The following is a 24,977-nucleotide window of genomic DNA, read 5'->3' on the forward strand; positions in this document are numbered from 1 at the left end:
CTGTGAACGCTCGGTCACCCAGCGCTACAGAACATCGCGCAGGACTCGGTCCCGGACCATGAGGGCGGCCCGCTTGCCGGGCAGATCGACCTCGGCGACGAACCGGAATCCGGCGCTCAGGAAAGCCGCGACGGAGGGGGTGTTGTGAAGATCGGGTTCCGCTACGACACGGGCGCATGCCGGGCGCCGGTCGAGGATGAGGTCGGCGACGGCTCGGAGCAGGGCGGATCCGAGCCCCCGCCCGCGATCCGCGGCCCCACCGACGAGGAGATGGATCCCGGTGTCGTGCGGACGGGCCGGATAGTGGCGGGCGAGTGGATCCAGGTCCGCCCGGTAGATCTCCCAGTAGCTCATCGGTGTGCCGTCCAGTACGCCGAGACACGGCACGCTCCGCCCGTCGCCGTCGAGTTGGGCCCGTAGGTGCTCCTCGGTCCGGCTCTGGGACCCGGCCAGCTCCCAGGACCGGGCGACCTCGGGGTCGTTCATCCAGCGGTGCACGAGCGGCAGGTCGTCGTCGATACGCACCGGCACAAGGTGGAAGGAGCCGACGGGGGTGACGACCGGCCCCCACGTGGGAAGCCGGTCGAGAAGGCAGGCAGTCCCCGCGACGAAACGGGCAAGGAAGTCGGCGGGCAGGTGCAGGTCGAGGGTGTCCTCCACGTCCTCGTCGTCGGCCTCGATGGTGAACCCGGTGAATGGCGTGTCTCGGCTGCCGGCGCCGTCCGCTGGTGGGTCGGGGCGGGCAGGGACGCCCGGGTGAACGCGGGCGGGGCTTTTGCCGGCGGTCGCGTCGGTGGGAGGCACGGTGCGCTCCTCTCAGGAGGCGAGGTGGGTCATGGTCCTCGGGAAATGCGGTCGGGCGGTGCGGATCGCTCAGGAATGAAGGCGGATCGCTCAGGAATGAAGGGGGTTGGTGATCGTGACGTAGACGGACTGGGTGTCGACCGGGCCGACGAGTTCGTCCAGGCCGTGCAGCCGGGTCAGCAGGTTGGCTTTACAGCGCAGGACGGGTGAGTCGAGCAGGCGGCCGGGCAGGGACGTGCGCAGTGGGGCGGGCCCCGAGGCGAGGTCCGTGAGGAAGCGGCGGAAAGCGGCGAGGAGCAGGCGCTCGTCGGCGAGGCGCTGGGAGCCGAAGGCGCCGATCAGCCCCAGCACGTTGTTGACGGCGAGGTAGTAGGCGAAGCGTTCGTCGGTGACCTCGTCGGACACGAAGGTGTCGCTGCGCTCACCGATGCCGGGCAGCCGGGCGTCCAGTTCGGCCCGCCGGGACTCGCGGAAGTAGTAGCCCTGGTTGTCGCGGTAGCGGCCACCGGCCGGCCAGCCGTCGCGGTCGAGCAGGAGCAGGGTGTTCTGCTGATGGGCTTCGAGGGCGATGCCGGCCTCGCCGTCCAGCCAGAGCACGGGCCGGACGACCTGCTCCAGGTAGCGCAGGAACCACTCCGCGGCAACGGCTCCCACGGGTCGGCCGGTACGAGCGGCCAGCCGTGCCACGAGCTGGGCCAGCCGGGATCCCATCGGCCAGGTGGCTCGCGGCGCGGAAGGGGTGTCGCCGGGCTCGGCGAGGGGTCGGGGCGAGACGAGCCCGGCGACGCAGCCGACGTCGTCGGCCGGGGCGAACGGATTGTGCCGGATCAGCACGTCGAGTCCGGGCACGGGACGGCCGTCCGGGTCGTCGGCGGCCAGCCAGGCCGGGTCACGGACGATGTCGAAGCCCGGGTGGTCCGCCAGCCACTGCCGGGACAGGCCGGTGCGCAGCAGCCGGTGCACCTCGACTCCGCGGTGGAGCTCCTTGCGCAGGTGCTCGCGGCGGGAGTTGGTGATGCGCAGGCCCAGCGACAGCTTGAGCATCGCGGGGGCGCCGGATCGGTGGACCGTACGTACGGAGGAGGTGGGGTGCCAGGCGGCGCCGTAGGCGCCGAGGTCGCGGAGGAGGCCGGAGTCCAGCAGGGCGGCGACGGGTGCGCGGTGGCGCAGCTCGCGGGCCTGCCACGGGTGCAGCGGCAGCGCGGCGTATCCGTCGGGCAGGGGAAGTCCGGGGCCGGCCAGGCGCCGGGTGAGGTGGTCGGCGGGGACGGAGCGGCCGCGCTCGGTCCATGCCGAGTCGGTGGCGAGCAGAGAGGGGGAGACAGCCATCCAGTGCAGCGGGAAGGAGCCGTGCACCTCGGGTGAGTACAGGGCGGCTTCGGACTCGCTCAGGCCTTCGCGGCTCTTGGGGGTCGGGTGCAGGGGGTGCCCGAGGAGGAGGGCCTGCTCGGCGCCGAGGAAGAGATCGGGGACCTCGGTGGGGTGTTCTCGGCGGTCGCGGATGAAGGTCGCGGTGCGGCGCAGGGAGTCGGCGACCCTGGCCGCGAGGTCGCCGTCGTCGCCGCGGCCGGTCGCGGCGCGGGCTGGGGCAGCGGGCGGGGCGGCGGGCGACTCCCGGGCGAGCAGCGCGGCCAGCGTGACGGCGTCGAGAGGAGGGGCGGAATCGGGTGCGTGAGTGAGGCGGGGCGGGCCGAAGCGGTGCCAGCCCGTCGGGGACCAGTAGCGGACCGGTGCGAGGAGGGAGGTGCCGCTGGCGGGAAGCGGAAGGCGGAGGGTGCCGCTCGTGGGTGCCGCGAGGTCGTTCTCGCGCACCCAGCACCGCAGCAGGTTCTCCGTGGCAGCGCACTGGGCCGCGGTGCGCGGGTCGGGGTCCTCCAGCAGGTCGGCGCCGGGCTCCGTCACCCGGGTGAGGTCCGCGGTGCGCCGCTTCTGCTGGGGGACCGACTCGGCGAGCGGGACGGACGAGGGCGGGGTGCCGGAGTCTCCCTGTTCTTCGGGAGAACCGGAGCTGCCGTCGGGAGTGGGAGTGGCGTTCATGACGGTTCCTCGGGGCCGGCTGGTGGGTGCGGGGCTCGTGCTGTCGCCCGGTGGGCGTTCCCTGGTGGCCTGCGGTGGCCGTGGGCGGCGCAGTGGCTCGCGGCGCCGGGGGCTCGCGGTGACGAGGGCCTGCGGCAGGGAGGGGAGGGACCGGGCGGTGGAGGTGCGGGGCTCAGCCGGCGCGCTGGGCAGGGCCGTGCCGCCGGCCGTGCTGGGGGCCGCACTGCGGACCTTGCTGGGAGTCGCGCTGCGGACCGCGCTGGGAGTCCTGCTGTGGGGAGTGCTGAGGGCCGTGCTTCTCGTGGCGGCGGGCCACCGCGGCGACCGCGTCCGCCAGGCGGTCCAGTACGGCCGCAGCCTGCTCGTCGCTGATCGTCAGCGGGGGCAGCAGCCGGACCACGGACGTGTGCCGGCCGCCGAGTTCGACGATCAACCCGCGCTGGAGACACTCGCGTTGCACGGCTGCGGCGAGTTCGGGGGCCGCCGGGCGCGGGGTGCGGGCGGGTGCGGGAGCGACGGTCCCGTGGGCGTGGTCACCGGGCGCGGCGCTGTCGCCGGCACCGTCGCCGTCCGGGTGCACGGGCTCGCCACCCAGGTGCACCGGCTCGCCGTCCGGGTGGACCAGCTCGACCCCGATCATCAGTCCGCGTCCCCGTACCTCACCGACACAGGCGAACTGGGCGGAGAGTTCGGCGAGTTGGGTGAGCATGCGGGAGCCGAGGGTGGCGGCTCGGGCGGCGAGGCCGTTCTCGCGGACGTGGGCGAGCGTGGCGGTGCCCGCGGCCATGGCGAGCTGGTTGCCGCGGAAGGTGCCGGCGTGGGCGCCGGGCTGCCAGACGTCGAGGTCGTCGCGGTAGACGATCACGGCCAGCGGAAGGCTGCCACCGATGGCCTTGGACAGGACCATGACGTCGGGGGTGATGCCGCTCTGGCCGACGGCCCAGAAGGCGCCGGTCCGGCCGACTCCGGTCTGGATCTCGTCGGCGATCAGCGGGATGGACCGGTCGGCCGTGAGCCGGCGCATACGGCGCAGCCAGTCGTCCGGTCCGGGGATCACCCCGCCCTCGCCCTGCACGGGTTCGAGGATCATGCCGGCGGGCAGCGGTACGCCGGACTTGGGGTCGTCGAGGAGGGACTCGGTCCAGCGGGCGGCGAGTTCGGCGCCGTAGGGGCCGCCGACGCCGAAGGGGCAGCGGTAGTCCTGCGGGTAGGGCAGGCGGGCGACCTGGATGTCGCGGGCGCCGCCCGAGGCGGCCAGGGCGCCGGCGGTCATGCCGTGATACGCGCCGGTGAAGGCGAGGATGCCGGTGCGGCCGGTCGCGGCCCGGACCAGCTTCAGCGCGGCCTCGACGGCGTCGGTGCCGGCCGGTCCGCAGAACTGGACGCGGGCCCGGTCCGCGAGGCCGGGAGGCAGGGTGCGGAAGAGCTCGGTGATGAAGGCGTCCTTGACGGGGGTCGCCAGGTCCAGGACGGAGAGGGGGGCGCCGGAGTCCAGGACCCTGCGGATGGCCTCCAGCACGACCGGGTGGTTGTGGCCGAGGGCGAGGGTGCCGGCGCCGGAAAGGCAGTCCAGGTAGCGGCGGCCGTCGGCGCCCTCGATGGTGAGCCCGCGCGCCCGGACCGGGACGATGGGCAGCGCCCTGGCATACGTGCGGGCGGAGGACTCCCGCGCCGACTGGCGTCTGAGGATCCCCTCGTGCACACCACGCGCTTCCCCGGGCGCACCCCCAGCCACCGACTCCGTAACGGCCACGGCTCGCTGTCCTCCCCGCTGTTCAGAGGCGAGTTGATCCGCGGGGACCGAAGACAGGCAGCTGGCCCCCCACCGCTACAACCGCGGACCGCCCGGCGGGTTACGGGTCAAGGGCAGAAGATTGCCATGTGAGCGGGAAAACGACGGGGGTTCGGCGACCGGGCGGGGTGAGTGGCTGTCACATCGGTACGCCCACCGAGGATCGGCCAGGTCAGACGGCTGTAGCCGAACCGTTGCCGTTCCATCGGAAGTCCCCCACAGCGAGGGCATAGTGTGGGACGCCGTTCCAAGAACGCCGTGAGACCGGCATGAACTCCTCATGAGTTCGGCGTCGGTGGCACGGCACAAGCGCCGAGTTCCTTCAGCACAGGGGGAGTCAAGAGCATGCGATCCATACGGCCGTCGTTCACCGTTCGGCGAGGGAGGGGCACCCGCCGCACCTCCAGCTCGCTCGCGGCGGTCGCCCTCGTCTCGGCGCTGGCGATGACCGCCACCGCCTGCAACGGCGACGACAACGCCGACAGCAAGCCGTCCGCCTCCGCGGCCGCGGCCGGCGACGGCAAGATCAGGATCCCGGACGACCTGAAGCAGAAGCTGAAGGAGCACGGGATCGATATCGACAAGTGGAAGAACGGCGCCTGGAAGAACTGGAACAAGCAGGACTGGCTGCGCGAGGCCAACGACTTCGTCAACCCGATCATCAAGGGTCTGTGGGACCCGGACCGGATGCGTCACGCCAACGACCCGACCAAGGGCGTCAACGACAACGACATCTCCGGCGACCAGGGCGTGACGGACCCCACCCCGCAGCCGGTGAAGGCGCAGGCGGTGGCGGCGCCGTACCACGTGAACGCGGCCACGTCGGGCAAGGTGTTCTTCGACTCCCCCGAGGGCCACATGGTGTGCTCGGGCACGGTCGTGGAGGACCCCGCACACCCGGGCAAGTCCAACCTGGTCTGGACGGCGGGTCACTGTGTGCACGCCGGCAAGAACGGCGGCTGGTACCGCAACATGGCCTTCGTGCCGTCGTACAACAACTCCGCCAAGTCGCTCGACCAGCTGCAGAGCGCCAGCAAGTCCCAGATCGCGCCCTTCGGCGTCTGGTGGGCCGACGCTGCACAGACCTCGCAGCAGTGGATCGACAACGGCGGTGAGACCGGCGGCTCGGGTGCCTCGTACGACTACGCGGTGATCCATGTGACGCCGGAGCAGGGCAACGGCGGCAAGTCGCTGGAGGAGACGGTCGGCGGGGCGCTGCCGGTGAACTTCAACGCCCCGGCGGTGCCGAAGGTGAACCGCATCACCGCGTCCGGTTACCCGGAGGCGGCTCCGTTCGACGGGCAGCTGCTCTACCAGTGCACGGACAAGCCGGGTCGGCTGTCCATCCAGAAGTCCGACCCGACGATGTACCGGATCGGCTGCACGATGACCGCCGGCTCCTCCGGAGGGGGCTGGGTGGAGACCGGTGCGGACGGCAAGCCCGCGCTGGTTTCCAACACGTCGATCGGTCCGGTGTCGTCGGGCTGGCTGGCCGGGCCGCGGTTCGGTGATGTGGCCAAGGGTGTGTATCAGTCCGTCAGCAAGAAGTTCGCTGGGCAGTAAGGGGGGTCGCGTCGCCTTCTCGTCCGCCTGACGGCGGCGCGTGGGCGGCTGACGGCCTGTCATCGGCAGTTCCCGCCCAAGCGGCGGAGCCGCATGTCGATACAGCCCCGCAGCCCTTACGGGACGCTGAAAGGCCCGCTCCCCTTCACCAGGGAGCGGGCCTTTCGTTCCGTCACGGGTCAGGCCGCTGACACCGGAACATACGGTGCCAGGTCCGCTGCCAGTTCCTCGTGCACCCGAACCTTGAGCAGGGTGCCCTCCGCCGTGTGCTGCTCGGAGATGACCTCGCCCTCGGCGTGGGCGCGGGCGACGAGTTTGCCGTGGGTGTACGGCACGAGGGCCTCGATCTCGACCGCGGGGCGGGGCAGCTCCTGGTCGAGCAGGGTGAGCAGTTCCTCGATGCCCTGGCCGGTGCGGGCCGAGACCGCGAGGGAGCGCTTCTCGACACGCAGCAGCCGCTGGAGGACCAGCGGGTCGGCCGCGTCCGCCTTGTTGATCACGACGATCTCGGGCACGTCGGTGGCGCCGACGTCCCGGATCACCTCGCGCACGGCGGCGAGCTGCTCCTCGGGGTTCGGATGCGAGCCGTCCACCACGTGCAGGATCAGGTCGGAGTCGCCGACCTCCTCCATGGTGGAGCGGAACGCCTCGACCAGGTGGTGCGGCAGATGGCGGACGAAGCCGACCGTGTCCGCCAGCGTGTACAGCCGGCCACTCGGCGTCTCCGCGCGGCGGACGGTCGGGTCCAGGGTCGCGAACAGGGCGTTCTCGACCAGGACGCCGGCGCCCGTGAGGCGGTTGAGCAGGGAGGACTTGCCGGCGTTGGTGTAGCCCGCGATGGCGACGGACGGCACCTTGTTGCGCCGGCGCTCCTGGCGCTTGAGGTCGCGGCCGGTCTTCATCTCCGCGATCTCCCGGCGCATCCGCGCCATCTTCTCGCGGATCCGGCGCCGGTCCGTCTCGATCTTGGTCTCACCGGGGCCACGCGTGGCGAGGCCGCCGCGACCGCCACCCATCTGCCGGGACAGCGACTGGCCCCAGCCGCGCAGCCTCGGCAGCATGTACTGCATCTGGGCGAGCGCAACCTGCGCCTTGCCCTCGCGGGACTTGGCGTGCTGGGCGAAGATGTCCAGGATCAGGGCCGTACGGTCGATGACCTTGACCTTGACCACGTCCTCCAGCTGGATCAGCTGGCCGGGGCTCAGCTCACCGTCGCAGATGACGGTGTCGGCGCCGGTCTCAAGGACGATGTCGCGCAGCTCGACGGCCTTGCCGGAGCCGATGTACGTGGCCGCGTCGGGCTTGTCCCGGCGCTGGATGACGCCGTCGAGCACGAGCGCGCCCGCGGTCTCGGCGAGGGCGGCCAGCTCCGCGAGAGAGTTGTCGGCGTCCTGGGCGGTGCCGGTGGTCCACACGCCGACGAGCACGACCCGCTCCAGACGGAGCTGGCGGTACTCGACCTCGGTGACGTCCTCCAGCTCGGTGGACAGACCCGCCACACGGCGCAGGGCCGCGCGCTCGGAGCGGTCGAACTGCTCGCCGTCCCGATCGCCGTCGATCTCGTAGCTCCAGGCGACGTCCTCTTCCATCAGGGCATCGGCCCGAAGACCCTCGGGATAGGCGTGCGCGAGGCGCTTGGTCTCCTGGGAAGGGGAAGAAGAGGAGGTCATTGGATCCTTACGTCGATGGAGAGTGCCGTTTCGGCGTCGGTACGGCGGTCGTCCGGACCGCTCGTGTGACATAACGTACGAGTACCCCGGGAGATTCCCGTGTCCCGTCTCGCGCCGACCCGACGATGGTCGCACGAGGCGGCCCGCCTCGTCACCGTGTTATCGCGCGCTCCGTGACCCCGCGGACGTGGCGGGTTCGGCGTCCTTGACCGGTGCCGTCGGCTTCCAGTCCGGGTGGCCGGGCATGGGCGGGGTCTTCTCGCCGTACAGCCAGTCCTGGAAGAAGCCCCTCAGGTCGCGGCCGGAGACCGCGGAGGCCAGCCGGACGAAGTCGGCGGTGGTGGCGGTGGAGTCCCGGTGGGTGCGGACCCAGAGCCGCTCCAGCCGTTCGAAGGCCGGGCGGCCGATCTGCTGGCGCAGGGCGTAGAGCACGAGCGCGGCGCCGTCGTAGACGTTCGGACGGAAGATGCCGATCTTCTGGCCGGGCGTGGGCGGCTTGGGCCGGGCGGGCGGGCCGCCGGCCTCGCGCCAGCTGTCGGAGGCGCTGTAGGCGGCCTTCATCCGGTCCTCCATGGGCCGGTGCGCGGTCTCCTCGGCGTACAGCTCCTCGTACCAGGTGGCGTGCCCCTCGTTGAGCCAGACGTCGGACCACGCGCGCGGGCTCACGCTGTCGCCGAACCACTGGTGGGACAGCTCGTGCACCATGATCGACTCGATGTACCACTGGGGATAGGCGGGCTCGGTGAACAGGTTCTTCTCGAAGAGCGAGAGGGTCTGGGTCTCCAGCTCGAACCCGGTGGAGGCCTGCGCCATGAGCACGCCGTACGTCTCGAAGGGGTACGGGCCGACCTTGCTCTCCATCCAGGCGATCTGGTCGGGGGTCTTTGCCAGCCATGGTTCGAGGGCCTTGGCGTCGGCGCTGGGTACGACGTCCCGCATCGGCAGTCCGTGCGGTCCCTCGCGATGCAGCACGGCGGAGCGGCCGATGGAGACCTGGGCGAGTTCGGTGGCCATGGGGTGCTGGGTGCGGTAGGTCCAGGTGGTGGTCTTTCCGACCCGGTCCGCTCCGGCGGGCAGTCCGTTGGCGACGGCCGTGTAACCGTTCGGGGCGGTGATGTGGAAGGTGAACATCGCCTTGTCGGACGGGTGGTCGTTGCACGGGAAGACCAGGTGGGCGGCGTCGGCCTGGTTCGCCATGGCGAGTCCGTCGGTGGTCTGCACCCAGCCGCCGTCGTGGTCCTTGGTGGGCACGGGGTCGCTGGTGTGCCGCACGGTGATCCGGGTCCAGCTGCCCTCGGACAGGGGGTGGTCGGGCGTGACGACCAGGTCCTCGCCGGCCTCGGCGAAGTCCGCGGGGCGCCCGTCGACCTCGACGGAGCGGACGGTGCCGTGCGTGAAGTCGAGGTTGAGGTGCTCCAGGTCGGCGGTGGTCCAGGCGTCGATGGTGGTGACGGCGTCCAGCGGCTTGTCGTTCCGGCCGGGGTAGGTGAAGGACAGGTCGTACGACGCCACGTCGTAGCCGGGGTTGCCCAGGTACGGGTAGAGGCGGTCGCCGATGCCCAGGGGCTCGGCCGGGGCCGCGGCGGCGAGGAGGCAGACGGAGACTGCGGAGGCGAGCAGGGCCGCCTTGCGGTGCCGGGAGATCCGGGGGGTGCGCCGGGAACGAGGGGTGAGCAGCATGCACCACCGCTACCAGTGCGCCGCCGCGCTACGACGGCGACGCGCGCCCGCCCCACCCGAACGGGTTCGGTCCGGGGCCTCCCGGTGTCGCTCAGAGGGCCGGGCCCTGGTGCTGGGCGCGGGCCACGTCGTACACGCCCGGCACGTCCCGCATGGCGCGCATCAGAGCCGGCAGGTGGGCGGCGTCGGGGAGCTGGAGGGTGTACGTGTGCCGTACCCGTTGCTGGCTGGGCGGTTCCACGGTCGCCGAGACGATGTCGACGCCGGTGGAGGAGATCGCCTCGGTGAGATCGGCGAGCAGATGGGGGCGGCCGAACGATTCAGCGACCAGCGTGACCCGGATCTCGGTGGCATTCCCCCAGCGCACGCCGATCTCCGCGCGCCCCCGGCTCTTCATGTGCGCCACCGTGGCGCACTCGACGCGGTGCACGGTCACCACTCCCCCGCGTACGGCGAAGCCGGTGATCTCGTCGGGCGGTACGGGGGTGCAACAGCCGGCCAGCCGCACGGCGGCGCCGGGCCGGTCCGCGAGGACGTCCGCGTCCCGGGAGCGGGCGGTGCCTTCCGCCGAGCTGTCCCGGGCCGTGGTCTGCCTGGCTGTGCTCTCCCGCGCCGTGCTCCGTGCGGGGGCGCTGTCCGCGGGGCGGGCGCAGGCCGCGGTGTCGGCCGGTTCGGTGCGCGGACCGCTGGGCTCCTCCGTCCCGGTGGCGCCGCCGGGGTGGGTGGCCAGCCAGCGCTGGATGGCGATGCGGGCGGCCGGGGTGTGGGCGTGCTCCAGCCACTCGCGGGAGGGCTCGGAGGCCGGGTCCTGGCCCATGAGGAGCTGGACGGTGTCGCCGTCCTTCAGGACAGTGCTGAGGGTGGCCAGGCGGCCGTTGACCCGGGCGCCGATGCACGCGTGTGCGTCCTCGCCGTACTGCGCGTAGGCGGCGTCGACGCAGGTGGCGCCCTCGGGCAGGCCGAGGGTGCCGCCGTCGGGGCGGAAGACGGTGATCTCGCGGTCCTGGGCGAGGTCCTCGCGCAGGGTCGACCAGAAGGTGTCGGGGTCGGGAGCGGCCTGTTGCCAGTCGAGGAGCCGGGAGAGCCAGCCGGGGCGAGTGGGGTCGGCGCGCTCGCCGTCGGCGGGGGCGTCGGAGGCCGGGGTGTCGGAGGCGGAGGTGTCGGAGGCGGGGGCGTACGGGTTGCCGAGCGCGACGACGCCGGCCTCGGCGACCTTGTGCATCTGGTGGGTGCGGATGAGGACTTCGACCACCTGGCCGTCGGGGCGGGCGACGGCGGTGTGCAGCGACTGGTACAGGTTGAACTTCGGTACGGCGATGAAGTCCTTGAACTCCGAGACCACCGGCGTCATACAGGTGTGCAGTTCGCCGAGGACTCCGTAACAGTCGGCGTCCTCGCCCACGAGCACGAGCAGGCGGCCGAAGTCGGCGCCGCGCAGCCGGCCGCGTTTGCGGGCCACGCGGTGGACGGAGACGAAGTGCCGGGGGCGGATGAGGACTTCGGCCGGAATGCCGGCCTCGCGCAGCACCCCGCGCATCTCGTCGGCGACCTCATTGAGCGGGTCGTCCCGGCGGGCGGCGTTCTCGGCGATGAGCTCTCTGGTGTGCTCGTACTCCTCGGGGTGGAGGATCGCGAAGACCAGGTCCTCCAGCTCGGTCTTCAGGGCCTGCACACCGAGGCGCTCGGCGAGCGGGATGAGGACGTCGCGGGTGACCTTGGCGATCCGCGCCTGCTTCTCGGGGCGCATCACGCCGAGCGTGCGCATGTTGTGCAGACGGTCGGCGAGCTTGATCGACATCACGCGCACATCGCTGCCGGTGGCGACGAGCATCTTGCGGAAGGTCTCGGGCTCGGCGGCTGCCCCGTAGTCGACCTTTTCGAGTTTCGTCACCCCGTCGACCAGATAACGAACCTCCTCGCCGAACTGTTCCCGCACCTGATCGAGCGTCACGTCGGTGTCCTCGACGGTGTCGTGAAGCAGTGAAGCCGTCAGCGTGGTGGTCTCCGCGCCGAGTTCGGCGAGAATCAGGGTCACGGCGAGCGGATGGGTGATGTACGGCTCGCCGCTCTTGCGCATCTGGCCGCGGTGCGAGGACTCCGCGAGGACGTAGGCACGGCGCAGCGGGTCGAGGTCGGCGTCGGGATGGTGGGCGCGGTGCGCCTCCACGACATGGCTGATGGCGTCGGGCAGTTTGCCGCGGACGGCGGGGCCGAGCAGCGCGGCCCGGCCGAGCCTGCGCAGGTCGATCCGGGGCCGGGACTTCCTGCGGTCCGCCCGGGGTACCGCGGGGGCGGTGGCCGCCGCGGTCGCTGCGGGCGCTACCGGTCCAGGGGTCGCAGGGTTCGTGGCCTCCGCACTCATGGGCACCTCCGGCTCGTGGACCGGCGGACGGGGCTCCAGGCGTACGCGGCTCAGGGATGGCGACGTTCCCCCGTCCGTGCCGGTGCTTGATGCTACCGAGCCCACCACGCGTGACCGACCGCCTCTCGCCGAGCGTGAAACGGATCACCCATTCGAGCGACGGAAATGAGGTTTAGGGTTTGCGCCACCTGGCCTGGGAGCGCCCGCGGTTGCGAACGGCCCCGGTCGTTCGGCGGTCGGCCCGTGCGCACCGGAAACCGCTGGTCCGGGCGCCCGGGGCCGCTGTTGTGGAGGCGCCTTCGGCGCTGACGCCCGGTCAGCGGACGGCGTTTTCCAGCCATTCGCCGTCGATCTCGCCCTCGGCGACGATCACGGCGGGTCCCGTCATCTCGATCTGGCCGTCGGGCCGCTCGGTGATGACCAGGCGTCCGCCGGGCACGTCCACGGTGTACGTGGCCGGGGTGCCGGTCACGGCGGGGTCGACGCCGTCGCGCCGGGCGGCGGCCACGGCGACGGCACACGTGCCCGTGCCGCACGAGCGGGTCTCGCCGGAGCCGCGCTCGTGCACGCGCATGGCGACGTGGCGGGGGCCGCGGTCGACCACGAACTCGACGTTCACGCCGTCCGGGTAGGCCTCGGCCGGGCTGACCGGGGGCGGGTCGAGCAGCCGGCCCGCGTGCCCGAGGTCCTCGACGAAGGCAACGGCGTGCGGATTGCCCATGTTCACGTTCCGCGCGGGCCAGCTGTGCTCGCCGACGGACACCGTGACCTCACCCTCGGGGAGGAGCGCCCGGCCCATGCCGACGGTGACGTCCCTGTCCTTCGCGAGGTGGACGGAGCGCACGCCCGCGCGCGTGGCGATCGCGAAGTCTCCCTCGGCCACATGTCCGGCGTGCTGGAGGTAGCGCGCGAACACACGAACACCGTTGCCGCACATCTCGGCGACCGAGCCGTCGGCGTTGCGGTAGTCCATGAACCACTCGGCCTCGGCTGCCATCGCCTGCGCCTCCGGGTGCGCCGCGGACCGCACCACGTGCAGCACTCCGTCACCCCCGATGCCGGCCCGGCGGTCGCACAGGGCGGCGACGGCGGCAGGGGACAGGTCGAGGGCGTTCTCGGGGTCCGGGACGATCACGAAGTCGTTCTCGGTGCCGTGCCCCTTGAGGAAGGGGATGCGCGTGGGCGTGCTCATTCCTCGATCGTACGGGGTCGCTCCGCCGGGCGGGCCGAGCGGAGGTGGGGGTACGGAGCCCTGAGGGGGTGCTTCAGCGGAGTCTGGCCACGCGCCACACCGCCAGGACGACCACCACGGCCACCAGCAGGACGTACCCGAGGACGACCCGCCAGTCGGCCCGGCGGCCGGAGCCGCGCGGGGGCAGGCCGGGCCAGGTGTAGCCCACGCGGCGGGCGGCCATCATGCCCCAGCCGGCGGCGCACGAGCAGATCAGCAGGCCCAGCATGGCGATCACCGCACCGCTGTCGCCGAAGTCGAAGGCGAGCGGGAAGGCGAACATCAGGGAGCCGACGGCGGACAGGCCCACGATGGGCGCGAGCTGCCAGATGCGCAGCCGGCGCTGCGGGCGCAGCTCGACCTCGACCTCGGGCCCGCTCTCGTACATCTCCTCGGGCGTCGGTCCGTCGGCGGTCACCCCGTCCGGGGACTCGTAGGGACCGTCGTCAGCCAGCCGGTCCCCCGGCAGGCGGTCCGCGTCGAGCCGGTCGTCCGGCAGATGACCGCCGGTCGGACGGCCCCTGTCCAGGCGGTCCGCGTCGAGCCGGCCGTCCATCAGCCGCTCGCCGGTCGGACGGCCTCCGTCCGGGCGGTCGACGGCCGACCGGTTCTGCGTCGGTCCGTCCTCGGTCGGACAGGCGTCGGCGGGATCCGGTTCAGCGCCGACGGTGGTGACGTGCTCGGCACTTTGTGCGGTGTCGCGAGGGCCGGCCTCCATCGCCACGCGCCCTCCCAACTAGGCTCCACTTGGTCGATCGAAGGTCGATGATGGCACGGCGCCGAAGGCCGGGATGACCGGCGGCGCATCCCGATGCCATCACGTGATCAGGCTGTAACCGGTCGTTCGACCAACGCCAGCGCCCGGTGCGGAAGTTCCCCGCGGTCGGCCGCGGCCCCACTCAACCAGTGCACCCGGGGATCCCGCCTGAACCATGAATCCTGACGGCGCGCGAAGCGCTTGGTCGCGCGTACGGTCTCGGCCCTGGCCTCCGCGTCCGTGCACTCCCCGGCGAGCGCCGCGAGCACCTGCTGGTAGCCCAGCGCGCGCGACGCCGTGCGCCCCTCGCGCAAGCCCTGCGCCTCCAGTGCGCGCACCTCGTCCACGAGGCCGGCGTCCCACATCCGGTCGACGCGGCGCGCGATCCGGTCGTCCAGTTCTGGACGAGCTACGTCGACGCCGATCTGGACCGTGTCGTAGACCGAGTCGTGCCCGGGCAGGTTCGCGGTGAAGGGCCGGCCCGTGATCTCGATCACCTCCAGCGCCCGGACGATACGGCGGCCGTTGCTGGGCAGGATCGCGCGGGCCGCCTCGGGGTCGGCGGCGGCCAGCCGGGCGTGCAGGGCGCCCGAGCCGCGCAGGGCCAGCTCCGCCTCCAGCCGGGCCCGGACCTCGGGGTCGGTGCCGGGGAACTCCAGGTTGTCCACGGCCCCGCGGACGTACAGGCCGGAACCGCCGACCAGGATCGGCCAGCGGCCCTCGGCGAGCAGGGCGTCGATCCGGGCGCGGGCGAGCTTCTGGTACTCGGCGACGGAGGCGGTGACCGTGACGTCCCAGATGTCGAGCAGGTGATGCGGGACGCCGCCGCGTTCCTCGGGCGTCAGTTTGGCGGTGCCGATGTCCATCCCCCGGTACAGCTGCATGGAGTCGGCGTTGACGACCTCGCCGCCGAGCTGCTGGGCCAGGAAGACGCCGAGATCGGATTTTCCGGCCGCGGTGGGTCCAACGACGGCGATGACGCGGGGGGTGGGGAGTGCACTGCTCACCGCACCAGTTTCGCAAACCTCCCGGTGGGGTCTCGAACGAGTTACGTGACGAGTGGGTTTCCGCGTCGTTGCCCGTGGCGAGGTGCCGCCTCCGGTCCGCCGGAGGCGGTGACCCGGGCGGCGCAACCGTACGCACCGGGTGACGCGGGAATTCGCCCGCACGAGTACCGTATGGGAGTGGAAATGGGCGTGTTTGCTCGAATCTTCGGCAAGTCGAAGGCGACTCCGGAGACGTCGGACACCGAGGCGACGGCCGGTGTGGAGCCGGACGGAGCCGAGGCGGCGGCGACGGAGTCGGAATCGACGGAGTCGGAGGCGGCGGCGAAGGAAGCCGGAGCGGCGGAGGCGAAGGGTTCGGCCGGAGACGGGCACGCGGACGTGCCGGCACGGTCGGAGGCCGGGGCGGACGAGGCGTCCGAGGGCTCCGGAATCCCCAAGCAGCAGTCCGCCGAGGAGGCCGCCGACAGCGCCGCCGGCGAGGGCGCCCGCAGGTAACTGTCCCGCGAGGGAAGGTGGACCATGGGTCTGTTGGACAACATGAAGGCCAAGCTGGGCCCGGCCAAGGACAAGGTGTCGGACCTCGCGCGGCAGCACGGGGACAAGGTCCAGCACGGCATCGACAAGGCCGCGAAGGCCGTCGATGAGCGGACCAAGGGCAAGTACAGCGACAAGATCCATGCGGGTACCGGCAAGGCCAAGGAGGCGATGGACCGCCTCGCGCACAAGGAGGGCAGCGGCCCGGACACGCCCGCCGCGGACCCGGCGACGCCCGTCCGGCCGGAGGAGCCGCCGTCGGCTTCCTGAGCCTCCTGTACGGCAGGCGGAACACGGCACACCGGATCGGCACACGGTCGGAACACGGTCGGATCACCGATCGGCGGACGGTCGCGGAGCACATCGGCTCCCGGCCGTCCGCCGTTTCCGCGTACGGGCAACGGCCGGGACCGGGAACGGGGACGGTCGGGAACGGCGAACGGCGAACGGCCGGAAACGGGAACGGGGATGGCCGGGAACGGCGAACGGCCGGGGCCCGTGGGCTGGGACCGGCGGGTTCAGCGGGGTCTGCGACCAGGCCGGGCCACGACCAGGTGGGCCTGCGACCGGCCGGGTCCACGACCAGGTGGGCCTGCGACCGGCCGGGGCTACAACCAGGTGAGGCTGCAGCCGGCCGGGTCTACGACCAGGTGGCGACCACGTACCCGACGCCGTACGGCGCGTCCTCGTACAGCAGCGCGCCGGTGAGGTCTGTGCCCTCGGCGGCGCCTGCCAGGACCTGCCAGGGGGCGCGGCCGGAGGCCTTCAGTTCGTACGCCAGCTCGGCGTCCAGCGCCTTCACGGCGGCCACGTCCGCCGCGCCCAGCGCCCGCGCGACCTCGGCGTCGAAGGGGGCCGCCCGCTCGTCCAGGTACCCCGGCGCCTTGAGCGTGCGGCACGCGCTGGCATCTCCCATCACCAGCAGGGCCACCCGGCCGGCCCGTGCGCCGATCTCCCGGCCGGTGTCGACGCAGCGCTCGGGCTCCAGGGGCTCCCCGACGCCGAGCCCCTCGATCGGGGCGTCCGCCCAGCCGGTCCGCCCGAGCAGCCAGGCGGCGACGGCCAGCGAGGGCGGCAATGCGCGCGGGGGGACGGTGTCCGTGGCCGGGCCCAGCCGTACCTCCACGTCGACGCCGAAGCCGCGGAAGGAACCCGGAGTGCCCTGCGGAAACGGCCCGCGTCCGGTCTGCTCGGCGGGCCCGACGACCACCAGGAGGTCCGGGCGGGCGGCGGCGAGCACACCGAGCGCGTCGGCACAGGCCGAGCGCGCGGCGTCCATCTCGGGAGCGGCGCCCGCGGCGACCTCGGGGACGAGCAGTGGAGGGCAGGGACAGACTGCGGCGGCGACAAGCATGACCGGCAGGGTACGCCGCCGGACGGTCAGTGGGTGATCGGACCTGAGTCCCACTCCAGCTCGGCGAACCGCTCCCCGGCCTCCTGCGCGTGCCGTCGACCGTGGCCGTCAGTTCGTACCCCTGTGTCCGGATTGTCGACAAGTAGTCGGACCGGCACGGCCGGCACGGCCGGCACGCACATGGTCGGACCGGACCGGCGGGAAGCAGTCCTGCCGGCCCGGAAGCCATCGGGCGGGACCGGTCAGTCGCAGCCGCAGCCGCTTCCCGTGGCGGCCGGCAGCGGGGCCGGTACGCCGATCGTGGGCAGGCCCAGCATGACGCCCGCCGGCTTGGCGGCCTCGGCGGCGTTGCGCTTCTCCCAGGCGTCCCCCGCGCGCGTGCGGCGCACGGAGAGGACGGGGCCCTCGGCGAGGAGGTGGTGGGGAGCGGCGTACGTCACCTCGACCGTGACCACGTCACCGGGGCGCACCTCCTGCTCCGGCTTGGTGAAGTGGACCAGGCGGTTGTCGGGGGCCCGACCGGAGAGCCGGTGCGTGGCGCCGTCCTTGCGGCCCTCGCCCTCGGCCACCATCAGCTCCAGCGTGCGGCCGACCTGCTTCTTGTTCTCCTCCCAGGAGATCTCCTCCTGGAGGGCGACGAGCCGCTCGTAGCGCGCCTGGACGACCTCCTTGGGGATCTGGTTCTCCATGGTCGCGGCCGGGGTGCCGGGTCGCTTGGAGTACTGGAAGGTGAAGGCCTGCGCGAACCGGGCCTCGCGGACGACGTGCAGGGTCTGCTCGAAGTCCTCCTCGGTCTCGCCGGGGAAGCCCACGATGATGTCGGTCGTGATCGCCGCGTGCGGGATGGCGGCCCGCACCTTCTCGATGATCCCGAGGTAACGCTCCTGCCGGTACGAGCGGCGCATCGCCTTCAGGACCGTGTCCGACCCGGACTGCAGCGGCATGTGCAGCTGCGGCATCACGTTCGGGGTCTCGGCCATGGCGGCGATGACGTCGTCGGTGAAGTCGCGGGGGTGCGGGGAGGTGAAGCGGACGCGCTCCAGGCCCTCGATCGTCCCGCAGGCGCGCAGCAGCTTGCTGAAGGCCTCGCGGTCGCCGATGTCGGAGCCGTACGCGTTGACGTTCTGCCCGAGCAGGGTGATCTCGCTGACGCCCTCGCCGACCAGGGCCTCGATCTCGGCGAGGATGTCGCCGGTGCGGCGGTCCTTCTCCTTGCCGCGCAGTGCCGGGACGATGCAGAAGGTGCAGGTGTTGTTGCAGCCGACGGAGATCGACACCCAGGCGGCGTAGGCGCTCTCGCGCCGGGTCGGCAAGGTGGAGGGGAAGGCCTCCAGGGACTCGGCGATCTCGACCTGCGCCTCCTCCTGCACGCGCGCGCGTTCCAGCAGGACCGGGAGCTTGCCGATGTTGTGCGTGCCGAAGACGACGTCCACCCAGGGCGCCTTCTTCACGATGGTGTCGCGGTCCTTCTGTGCGAGGCAGCCGCCGACCGCGATCTGCATGCCGGGGCGCGAGGCCTTCTTCGGCGCCAGCCGGCCCAGGTTGCCGTACAGCCGGTTGTCGGCGTTCTCGCGCACGGCACATGTGTTGAAAACCACGACGTCGGCATCGCCGTCGGAACCCTCCGGCGCACGCACGTACCCGGCCTCCTCCAGCAGCCCGGACAATCGCTCGGAATCGTGGACGTTCATCTGGCACCCGTAGGTGCGGATCTCGTACGTCATGGATGAACGAAGGTCCACTGCCCGGCTCCGGTCGCTGCTGCTGGTCATGGGTCAAGGGTAGGCGTTCCCGGAGACACCGATTGTCGCCCGCTTGGCGTAGCGCTGTCGCCACGGATGGTGGGGGCTGTGGCGAGCTGGTCGTCTCCCCTGTATGGGGGCCGACTGAAGCAGCTCAACGATCTGTGGAGCGTTTCACGCGATGCGCCATCGAGATGGTGTGCGACTGGATCCTGGCGTCGACGTAGTAGGCGTTGTCCACGGCCGCCCACCAGGTCTGCCGTCGCCGGTTGCCGGTGGTCGGCCGGTTGCCGGTGGTCGCCGCCCGCCGGTCACCGGCCGATCAGGCCCTGCGGTGTCGCCTCTTCGGCACGCGCCATCGGCTGAGACCAGGCATGGCCCACAGCCTCGATCAGAGGAGCAGGACGATCTTGCCACGGGTGTGCCGCTGCTCCAGCTCCGCGACGGCGTCGGCGACGCGGTCCAGCGGGTAGGTGGCGGCGATCGGAATCTCAACGGCGCCCGAGGCGACCAGATCGACCAGCTCCACCTGGATCTCCCGTGCGGTCGCGTTGTGGCGGCCGTCGGTCCTGGCGCCGAATTCCGCCGCGCGTTCCATGGCGACGGTCGTCTGGAGGCGGTTCGCCGGTATGCCGAGAGCGACTGCGAGATCGACGTGCTCCGGCCCGTAGAGATCGATGAAAGCGTCGATTCCGTCGCCGCCCGCCGCTTGCAGGAGCCGTTCCCCCAAGGCCGTCCCCGTACGGCACCGGAATGACGCCGTGCTGCTCCAGCCACTCGGCGTTGGCGGCCGAGGCGATGCCGAGCACGCGCCCCCCTCGTCCGGTGAGCGGCTGCACGAGGAACGTCCCGACGCCACCGGCGGCGGAGACCGCGACCGTCTCCCCGGGCCGGGCGGCGACGGCACGGGCGGCGACGGCACGGGCGGCGGCGTAGGCCGTGCTGGCGACCATGTGCAGGGAGCCCGCCGGCTCCCAGCCCAGCCGGGTGGGTTTGGCCACCAACTGTGCCGTCGGAACCGCCACATGCGTGGCCTGCGCGGCGGGACCCGGCGTCCAGCCCAGCACCTCGTCGCCCACGGCGAGCTCGTCGGCCCCCGCGCCGACGGCCACGACGACTCCGGCGAGGTCACTGCCCTGACCGGACGGGATGGTCGCCGGGAACAGGTCCCGGACCACACCCGAGCGGATCATCGCGTCGAACGGGTTGATGCCGGCCGCGCGGACCTCGACGACAACTTCTCCGGGCCCCGGCTCGGGCATCGGGACGTCGGTGACGTACAGCACGTCACGATCGCCGTACCGGTCGAAACGCACGGCTCGTGCCTGTGGGTTCATGTCTTCTCCGTGAGGTGTCAGGTGGCCCGGGAGGGCCGGGTGTTCGGCTGGGCCGGGGGACTCGGGGAAGTCAGCCGGCCAGGCTCGCCATCGGCGCGAGGGCGATGGTGTGGTGGGTGTGCCGGACCTTGGCGTGCAGGTAGCGCAGGTTGCTGCGTGTGGTGTGCACGCCCGTGGGGACAGTCCGGTTGACCGAGATGCGGCGGTCGCCCAACTGCCGGCCTTGTCGGGGTTGTTGGTGAGCAGGTCCAGCTCGGCGATGCCGAGGGCGGTGAGCATCTGGGCGGCGGCCGTGTAGTCGCGGGCGCCTCGGGCAGACCGAGGGCCAGGTCGGCCTCGTAGGTGTCCAGGACGGCGAAGCGCAGGTCGGGCCTCAGTTGACGGCCCCGCTCGATCAGTGCGGGAGACAGGTCCACCCAGGAGACGTCAGAGAAGCCGTACTCGCTCAGCTCAGCCATGACGCGGCCGTATCCACAGCCGTAGTCCAGGACCTGAGCGTTCGGACTCACCCCCGCCAGCCAGCTGAGATTCACTGGATGGGTGAACGTCTTCGTTGCGCCGACGCTGTCCCAGTACGCGATCTGACGACCGAGATCCTGCGTGCGAGTGCAGCATACGGCCGCACCGACTCCGCACATCACCGCTTGATCCACTTCTGAAACACGCCCTGGCCGCCCTGACGCCAGTCGATGTCGGCGATCCTGCAGCCAGCCACGAGCCCTCCTGTCGAACCGGACCGACCGGGTCACCGGCGCCGTCCCGGACATCGACGGCGGCGTCGTAGCCGGACGCAACCGCCCCCCCCTCGCAGGCACAGCCTGCCGCGGATGATCTCTGTCGGCCCCTTCAATAAGAGCTGTCACCGAACGGCAGCCGAACCGATGGAAGAGGGACGACCGTGGTCGAGCAGGACGAGCGATTCGATGTTGTCGTACTCGGAGCCGGGCCCGGCGGCTACGTCGCCGCTGTCCGCGCCGCCCAGCTGGGCAAACGCGTCGCCGTCGTCGAGGAGAAGTACTGGGGCGGCGTCTGTCTGAACGTGGGCTGCATCCCCACCAAGGCCCTGCTGCGCAACGCCGAACTCGCCCACGTCTTCACCCGCGAGGCGAAGACCTTCGGCATCAAGGTCGACGGCCGCGTCTCCTTCGACTACGGCGAGGCCTACCGCCGCAGCCGCAAGGTCGCCGACGGCCGCGTCAGGGGTGTCCACTACCTGATGAAGAAGAACAAGATCACCGAATACGAAGGCCGCGGCAGCTTCCTCGACCCGCACACCCTCCAGGTCACCGGCTACGACGGCGAGACCCGCACCCTCGGCTTCGACCACTGCGTCATCGCCACCGGCGCCACCCCCAAACTGCTCCCCGGAACGAAACGCAGCACGCGCGTCGTGACCTTCGAGGAACAGATCCTCGCCGAGGATCTGCCGCAGTCGATCGTCATCGCCGGGGCCGGCGCCATCGGCATCGAATTCGCGTACGTCCTGCACAACTACGGCGTGAAGGTCACGGTCGTCGAGTTCCTGGACCGCGTCGCCCCGCTGGAGGACGCCGAGGTCTCCGCCGAACTCGCCCGCCAGTACCGCAAGCTCGGCATCGACGTCCTCACCTCCACCCGCGTCGACGCCATCGACGAGTCCGGGCCCCAGGTCCGCGTCACCGTCACCGGCAAGGACGGCACCCCGCAGGTCCTGGAGGCCGACAAGGTCCTCCAGGCGATCGGCTTCGCGCCCAACGTCACCGGCTACGGCCTGGAGAACACCGGCGTACGCGTCACCGAGCGCGGCGCCATCGACGTCGACGGCCGCTGCCGCACCTCCGTCCCGCACCTGTACGCCATCGGCGACGTCACCGCGAAGCTGATGCTCGCGCACGCCGCCGAGGCCATGGGCGTGATCGCCGCCGAGACGATCGCCGAGGCCGAGACCATGGAACTCGACTACGCGATGATCCCCCGCGCCACCTTCTGCCAGCCGCAGATCGCCAGCTTCGGCTACACCGAGGCCCAGGCCCGCGACCTCGGTTACGACGTCAAGGTCGCCACGTTCCCCTTCACCGCCAACGGCAAGTCCCACGGCCTCGGCGACACCACCGGCTTCGTCAAACTCATCAGCGACGCCACGTACGGCGAGCTGATCGGCGGTCACCTGATCGGCCCCGACGTCACCGAACTCCTCCCGGAACTCACCCTGGCCCAGCAGTGGGACCTCACCGTCCACGAGGTCGCCCGTAACGTCCACGCCCACCCCACTCTGGGCGAGGCCGTCAAGGAGGCCGTGCACGGCCTGGCCGGCCACATGATCAACATGTGAGCCGCCGGCGTGGCCGCGCTGCGGCCCTGGTCCGGCCGGGCACCGCCCGCTGACGCGCAGTCGGTCCGTTACCTCGGCTCCCGCACCAGGTGGACGAGCGCGGAGGCGTGGTCGTCCGCGGCCAGGTCCAGCGGCAGTCCGTGGGTGAGGAGCACGGCGCCGTGGTGCACGGCGCCGGTCGCGGCGTCGCGGTAGCGGGCCGAAGGGTCGAGGGCACGCAGGGGCAGGCTGGGATCACGGTGGCCGAAGCGCCGTGCGTGCCGCAGTACGATCACCCCGGTCTCACGGCCGTCGGGCGCCAGATACTGTACGGCGCTCAACTCGGCGTCTCCGAGCGGCCGCAGGCGGTACTGCTCTCCCATCTGTACAAGGTGCCGTACACCCTTGTACGCGGCCACGAGTTCGGCCGCCCTGGCCAGTTCCTCGCTCCCCCACCGGTTCAGGTCGCCGCCGATGCCCAGGACACCGGTCATGGCGACGTGGAAGCGGAAATCCAGGGGCACGCGGCGGCCGGTGCAGGGGTTGGGGCTGTCGGTCACCCAGGCACCCATGACACGCGCGGGGTACACCTGGGAGAAGCCGTGCTGGATGTCGACGTGGTCCACGGCGTCGGTGTTGTCGGAGGCCCACACCTGGTCCGTGCGGGCGAGGATGCCGAGGTCGAGGCGGCCCCCGCCGCTGCTGCACGACTCGATGCGCAGGTGCGGATGGTCGGCGCGCAGCCGGTCGAGCAGCGCGTACAGCGCCTGGACGTGACCGGTCCACAGGCGGTCCGGGTCGGCCTCGGCGTCGGGCCGGCCCGCCTCGCTGAAGGGACGGTTCATGTCCCATGTGAGGAAGTCGATGGCGTTCTTCGTCAGCAGTTCGTCGAGCCGGCCGTGCAGCCAGGCGGACACATCGGGGCGGGCGAGGTTGAGGACCAGCTGGTTGCGGTGCTCGGTGCGGCGGCGGTGCGGGTGGTGGAGCACCCAGTCGGGGTGGGCGCGGTAGAGGTCGCTGTCGGGGTTGACCATCTCCGGCTCGACCCACAGGCCGAACCGCATACCGAGGTCATGGACGCGGTCGATGAGGGGAGCGAGGCCGTCGGGGAAGCGGTCGGGGTTGGGGGTCCAGTCGCCGAGGCCGGCGGCGTCGTGGGTGCGGGCGCCGAACCAGCCGTCGTCCATGACGAACAGCGCCACGCCGAGCGCCGCCGCCTTCTCCGCCGGCTCGGTCTGCGCGGTGACGTCGATGTCGAACTCGGTGGCCTCCGAGGAGTTGTACAGCACGGGACGTGCCTCGTCCGCGTGCGGCAGCACATGGTCGAGGACATGGCGGTGCCACAGCCGGCTCGCCGCGCCGAAGCCGCCCTCGGTGTACGCGCCCGCGCAGACGGGTGTGGCCGGCTCCGCTCCGAGGGGCAGTTCCCAGATGACCGGATCGTGGCCGAAGCCCGCCGAGAGGGTGACTCGTTCGGTGGGCAGCCGCTGGACGGTGAGCCGCCGGCTGCCGCTCCAGGCGAGGGCGCAGGACCAGACGGCGCCGTGGTCCTCGGTGGCCCGACCGTCGTCGATCATGGCCCAGGGGTTGGCCTGGTGGCTGGTGGTACCGCGGCGGCTGACGGTGACCGTCTCGCCGTACGGCAGTGGGGTGCGGTGCAGCCGGGTCTCGGCCGACCACTGGCGTAGGGGGGCGCCCTCGTCGAGCCGGCGCACCATGCCGTACACCACGCCCAGCTCGTGGCTGAGGTCGCCCGCGAGGTCGAGCACCGGCTCCGGCAGCCGCATCTGCGCCTCCGCGTACACGTCCCGGTACTGGTCGCGCGCCTCGGCCAGCCGCTGCCGTACGGCCCGGGCCTCGTCGCCCCTGCCCAGGGCGTGCATCTGGTCGGTGAGCGCGGCCAGATACTGCCGGGCGGAGGTGTTGAGGGCGACGTAGCACGAACGCAGTTCCCGGGTGTGAGCGCGCCGCTCGCGCACCCGCTCGGCGTGCTCCAGCTCGCGCCGGTGGCCGCGGTCGGCCGCGCGCTGGGTCAGCAGCGCGGACAACAGCGTCCCGACGACTCCGACGACCGCTACGGCCACCGACGCGGTCGCTCCTCCGATGTCCACACCGTCTCCCTCCGCTCCCCCGGCTCCGCGTCATCGCTCCCCGTCGCCGCCACCCCTTCACCAGCGAAGCAGCAGCCACCGGGCCGGCGGAACTCCCGGTCCGACCTGTGACCACGGGGGACGAGGGGTCGGCGGGAACCAGGTGTTCACGCCGGCCCGGTGCCCACCCGCGTCACTCAGCGTCGCCTGTCCGTCCGGACCTGCTCCCTCGGCCTGCCCGACCCCGACGAGGAATCGGCCGCCCTGCGGAAACCCGGTGGAGCCGACGCGCCCGCTGTGCCTAAGGTCGCGGGATGAGTACACGTACCTTCCGGATCACCGTCCGCGGCGCCTTCGACGGCCTCTCCGAGGCGCAGCGGGCCGCCCTGCTGGCCGACGCCGCCGAGCACGACGTGCTGCGGGCCGCCTTCACCCCCGAGGGCACCCTCACCTACGACATCGCCGCCCGCCCCGCCTTCGTCTTCCGCTTCTCCGACACCGGCGAGGAAGAGGAGGACATCCTGGAGGCGACCGAGCGGGCCGAGGACGCGGCGAAGGCCTGGCTGACCGAACGGGGCTACGGCTTCAAGCACCTGCGCTCCAGCGCCGAGGACCTCTCCCAGGCCCCGCTGAGCAAGCGCCAGCGGCGCGCGGCGCGTTTCGACGGGGCATAAACTTGAGTACTCAAGGATGCAGCAATGAGCACTCAAGGATGCGAAGCCCTCAA

18 protein-coding genes and 2 pseudogenes are annotated in these 24,977 nt (G+C 71.9%); 5 read left to right on the forward strand and 15 right to left on the reverse strand.

What is annotated here, in order from left to right; genetic code table 11:
- Positions 1-24: 24 nt before the first annotated feature.
- The 3 genes from O1G22_RS11350 to O1G22_RS11360 all read right to left on the reverse strand — a co-directional run bounded on the left by O1G22_RS11350 (position 25) and on the right by O1G22_RS11360 (position 4,594).
- Positions 25-804 (reverse strand): GNAT family N-acetyltransferase, encoded by a 780-nt coding sequence (locus O1G22_RS11350; protein ID WP_428986347.1) that lies wholly within the window; start codon positions 802-804, stop codon positions 25-27.
- Between the two features lie 90 nt (positions 805-894).
- Entirely contained in the window at positions 895-2,841 is a 1,947-nt protein-coding gene (locus tag O1G22_RS11355; RefSeq protein WP_270081252.1) for an IucA/IucC family protein, read from the reverse strand.
- Positions 2,842-3,013: 172 nt separating this feature from the next.
- On the reverse strand, positions 3,014-4,594 hold the full coding sequence (locus tag O1G22_RS11360) for a diaminobutyrate--2-oxoglutarate transaminase family protein (RefSeq protein WP_270081253.1): 1,581 nt from the start codon (positions 4,592-4,594) through the stop codon (positions 3,014-3,016).
- A gap of 384 nt (positions 4,595-4,978) precedes the next feature.
- Here O1G22_RS11360 and O1G22_RS11365 point away from each other — a divergent pair, with 384 nt between their 5' ends.
- Positions 4,979-6,196: a trypsin-like serine peptidase gene (locus O1G22_RS11365; protein WP_270081254.1), complete on the forward strand. Its 1,218-nt coding sequence runs from the start codon at positions 4,979-4,981 to the stop codon at positions 6,194-6,196.
- A gap of 179 nt (positions 6,197-6,375) precedes the next feature.
- On the opposite strand, the gene hflX is transcribed toward O1G22_RS11365, so the two are convergent.
- From hflX to miaA, 6 genes are all read right to left on the reverse strand, one after another.
- Positions 6,376-7,866 carry a GTPase HflX gene (hflX, locus tag O1G22_RS11370; protein ID WP_270081255.1) on the reverse strand — a complete coding sequence of 497 codons (1,491 nt, stop codon included), beginning with the start codon at positions 7,864-7,866 and terminating at the stop codon, positions 6,376-6,378.
- Positions 7,867-8,025: 159 nt separating this feature from the next.
- A complete protein-coding gene (locus tag O1G22_RS11375; protein WP_270081256.1) occupies positions 8,026-9,546 on the reverse strand; it encodes a M1 family metallopeptidase in 1,521 nt (506 codons plus the stop codon).
- Positions 9,547-9,637: 91 nt separating this feature from the next.
- Entirely contained in the window at positions 9,638-11,908 is a 2,271-nt protein-coding gene (locus tag O1G22_RS11380) for a RelA/SpoT family protein (protein WP_270081257.1), read from the reverse strand.
- Between the two features lie 316 nt (positions 11,909-12,224).
- Positions 12,225-13,100: a diaminopimelate epimerase gene (gene dapF / locus O1G22_RS11385; protein ID WP_270081258.1), complete on the reverse strand. Its 876-nt coding sequence runs from the start codon at positions 13,098-13,100 to the stop codon at positions 12,225-12,227.
- Positions 13,101-13,173: 73 nt separating this feature from the next.
- A complete protein-coding gene (locus O1G22_RS11390; protein WP_270086390.1) occupies positions 13,174-13,695 on the reverse strand; it encodes a hypothetical protein in 522 nt (173 codons plus the stop codon).
- Between the two features lie 269 nt (positions 13,696-13,964).
- On the reverse strand, positions 13,965-14,903 hold the full coding sequence (gene miaA, locus O1G22_RS11395; RefSeq protein ID WP_270081259.1) for a tRNA (adenosine(37)-N6)-dimethylallyltransferase MiaA: 939 nt from the start codon (positions 14,901-14,903) through the stop codon (positions 13,965-13,967).
- 183 nt (positions 14,904-15,086) lie between these two features.
- On the opposite strand from miaA, the gene O1G22_RS11400 reads away from it, so the two are divergent.
- Both O1G22_RS11400 and O1G22_RS11405 read left to right on the forward strand, forming a co-directional pair.
- The gene (locus O1G22_RS11400; protein WP_270081260.1) at positions 15,087-15,398 is read left to right on the forward strand and encodes a hypothetical protein; all 312 of its coding nucleotides are present in this window, start codon (positions 15,087-15,089) and stop codon (positions 15,396-15,398) included.
- 24 nt (positions 15,399-15,422) lie between these two features.
- Positions 15,423-15,707, forward strand: coding sequence for an antitoxin (locus O1G22_RS11405; protein ID WP_225101050.1), 285 nt, complete (start codon positions 15,423-15,425; stop codon positions 15,705-15,707).
- 370 nt (positions 15,708-16,077) lie between these two features.
- Here the strand turns inward: O1G22_RS11405 and O1G22_RS11410 are convergent, their stop codons facing one another.
- From O1G22_RS11410 to O1G22_RS44845, 5 genes and pseudogenes are all read right to left on the reverse strand, one after another.
- Positions 16,078-16,791 carry a class III extradiol dioxygenase subunit B-like domain-containing protein gene (locus O1G22_RS11410; RefSeq protein ID WP_270081261.1) on the reverse strand — a complete coding sequence of 238 codons (714 nt, stop codon included), beginning with the start codon at positions 16,789-16,791 and terminating at the stop codon, positions 16,078-16,080.
- A 242-nt stretch (positions 16,792-17,033) separates the two neighbouring features.
- Entirely contained in the window at positions 17,034-18,563 is a 1,530-nt protein-coding gene (gene miaB, locus O1G22_RS11415; RefSeq protein ID WP_270081262.1) for a tRNA (N6-isopentenyl adenosine(37)-C2)-methylthiotransferase MiaB, read from the reverse strand.
- A gap of 361 nt (positions 18,564-18,924) precedes the next feature.
- A complete protein-coding gene (locus O1G22_RS11420) occupies positions 18,925-19,263 on the reverse strand; it encodes a zinc-binding dehydrogenase (protein WP_270081263.1) in 339 nt (112 codons plus the stop codon).
- A 322-nt stretch (positions 19,264-19,585) separates the two neighbouring features.
- Positions 19,586-19,870 (reverse strand): annotated as a pseudogene (locus O1G22_RS44535) (alcohol dehydrogenase catalytic domain-containing protein); the annotation flags it as partial.
- 386 nt (positions 19,871-20,256) lie between these two features.
- A pseudogene (locus tag O1G22_RS44845) lies at positions 20,257-20,637 on the reverse strand (hypothetical protein); the annotation flags it as partial.
- A 131-nt stretch (positions 20,638-20,768) separates the two neighbouring features.
- Between O1G22_RS44845 and lpdA the strand changes: the two are divergent.
- A complete protein-coding gene (gene lpdA, locus O1G22_RS11435; protein WP_270081264.1) occupies positions 20,769-22,181 on the forward strand; it encodes a dihydrolipoyl dehydrogenase in 1,413 nt (470 codons plus the stop codon).
- Between the two features lie 68 nt (positions 22,182-22,249).
- Here lpdA and O1G22_RS11440 read toward each other — a convergent pair whose 3' ends face one another.
- Positions 22,250-24,271, reverse strand: a complete 2,022-nt coding sequence (locus tag O1G22_RS11440; RefSeq protein WP_270081265.1) for an alpha-galactosidase — start codon at positions 24,269-24,271, stop codon at positions 22,250-22,252.
- Positions 24,272-24,564: 293 nt separating this feature from the next.
- Between O1G22_RS11440 and O1G22_RS11445 the strand changes: the two genes are divergently transcribed.
- The gene (locus tag O1G22_RS11445; protein ID WP_270081266.1) at positions 24,565-24,924 is read left to right on the forward strand and encodes a DUF6204 family protein; all 360 of its coding nucleotides are present in this window, start codon (positions 24,565-24,567) and stop codon (positions 24,922-24,924) included.
- The last annotated feature ends 53 nt before the right edge of the window (positions 24,925-24,977 follow it).

The organism is Streptomyces camelliae, assembly GCF_027625935.1.
Classification (GTDB): Bacteria; Actinomycetota; Actinomycetes; order Streptomycetales; family Streptomycetaceae; genus Streptomyces; species Streptomyces camelliae.

Coding starts and splice junctions, on each gene's coding strand:
- O1G22_RS11390 (WP_270086390.1), bottom strand. CDS start 13,695: ATGGACGGCCGGCTCGACGCGGACCGCCTGGACAGGGGCCGTCCGACC.
- O1G22_RS11355 (WP_270081252.1), bottom strand. CDS start 2,841: ATGAACGCCACTCCCACTCCCGACGGCAGCTCCGGTTCTCCCGAAGAA.
- O1G22_RS11410 (WP_270081261.1), bottom strand. CDS start 16,791: ATGCTTGTCGCCGCCGCAGTCTGTCCCTGCCCTCCACTGCTCGTCCCC.
- miaB (WP_270081262.1), bottom strand. CDS start 18,563: ATGACCAGCAGCAGCGACCGGAGCCGGGCAGTGGACCTTCGTTCATCC.
- hflX (WP_270081255.1), bottom strand. CDS start 7,866: ATGACCTCCTCTTCTTCCCCTTCCCAGGAGACCAAGCGCCTCGCGCAC.
- O1G22_RS11445 (WP_270081266.1), top strand. CDS start 24,565: ATGAGTACACGTACCTTCCGGATCACCGTCCGCGGCGCCTTCGACGGC.
- dapF (WP_270081258.1), bottom strand. CDS start 13,100: ATGAGCACGCCCACGCGCATCCCCTTCCTCAAGGGGCACGGCACCGAG.
- O1G22_RS11380 (WP_270081257.1), bottom strand. CDS start 11,908: ATGAGTGCGGAGGCCACGAACCCTGCGACCCCTGGACCGGTAGCGCCC.
- O1G22_RS11365 (WP_270081254.1), top strand. CDS start 4,979: ATGCGATCCATACGGCCGTCGTTCACCGTTCGGCGAGGGAGGGGCACC.
- O1G22_RS11400 (WP_270081260.1), top strand. CDS start 15,087: ATGGGCGTGTTTGCTCGAATCTTCGGCAAGTCGAAGGCGACTCCGGAG.
- O1G22_RS11375 (WP_270081256.1), bottom strand. CDS start 9,546: ATGCTGCTCACCCCTCGTTCCCGGCGCACCCCCCGGATCTCCCGGCAC.
- O1G22_RS11405 (WP_225101050.1), top strand. CDS start 15,423: ATGGGTCTGTTGGACAACATGAAGGCCAAGCTGGGCCCGGCCAAGGAC.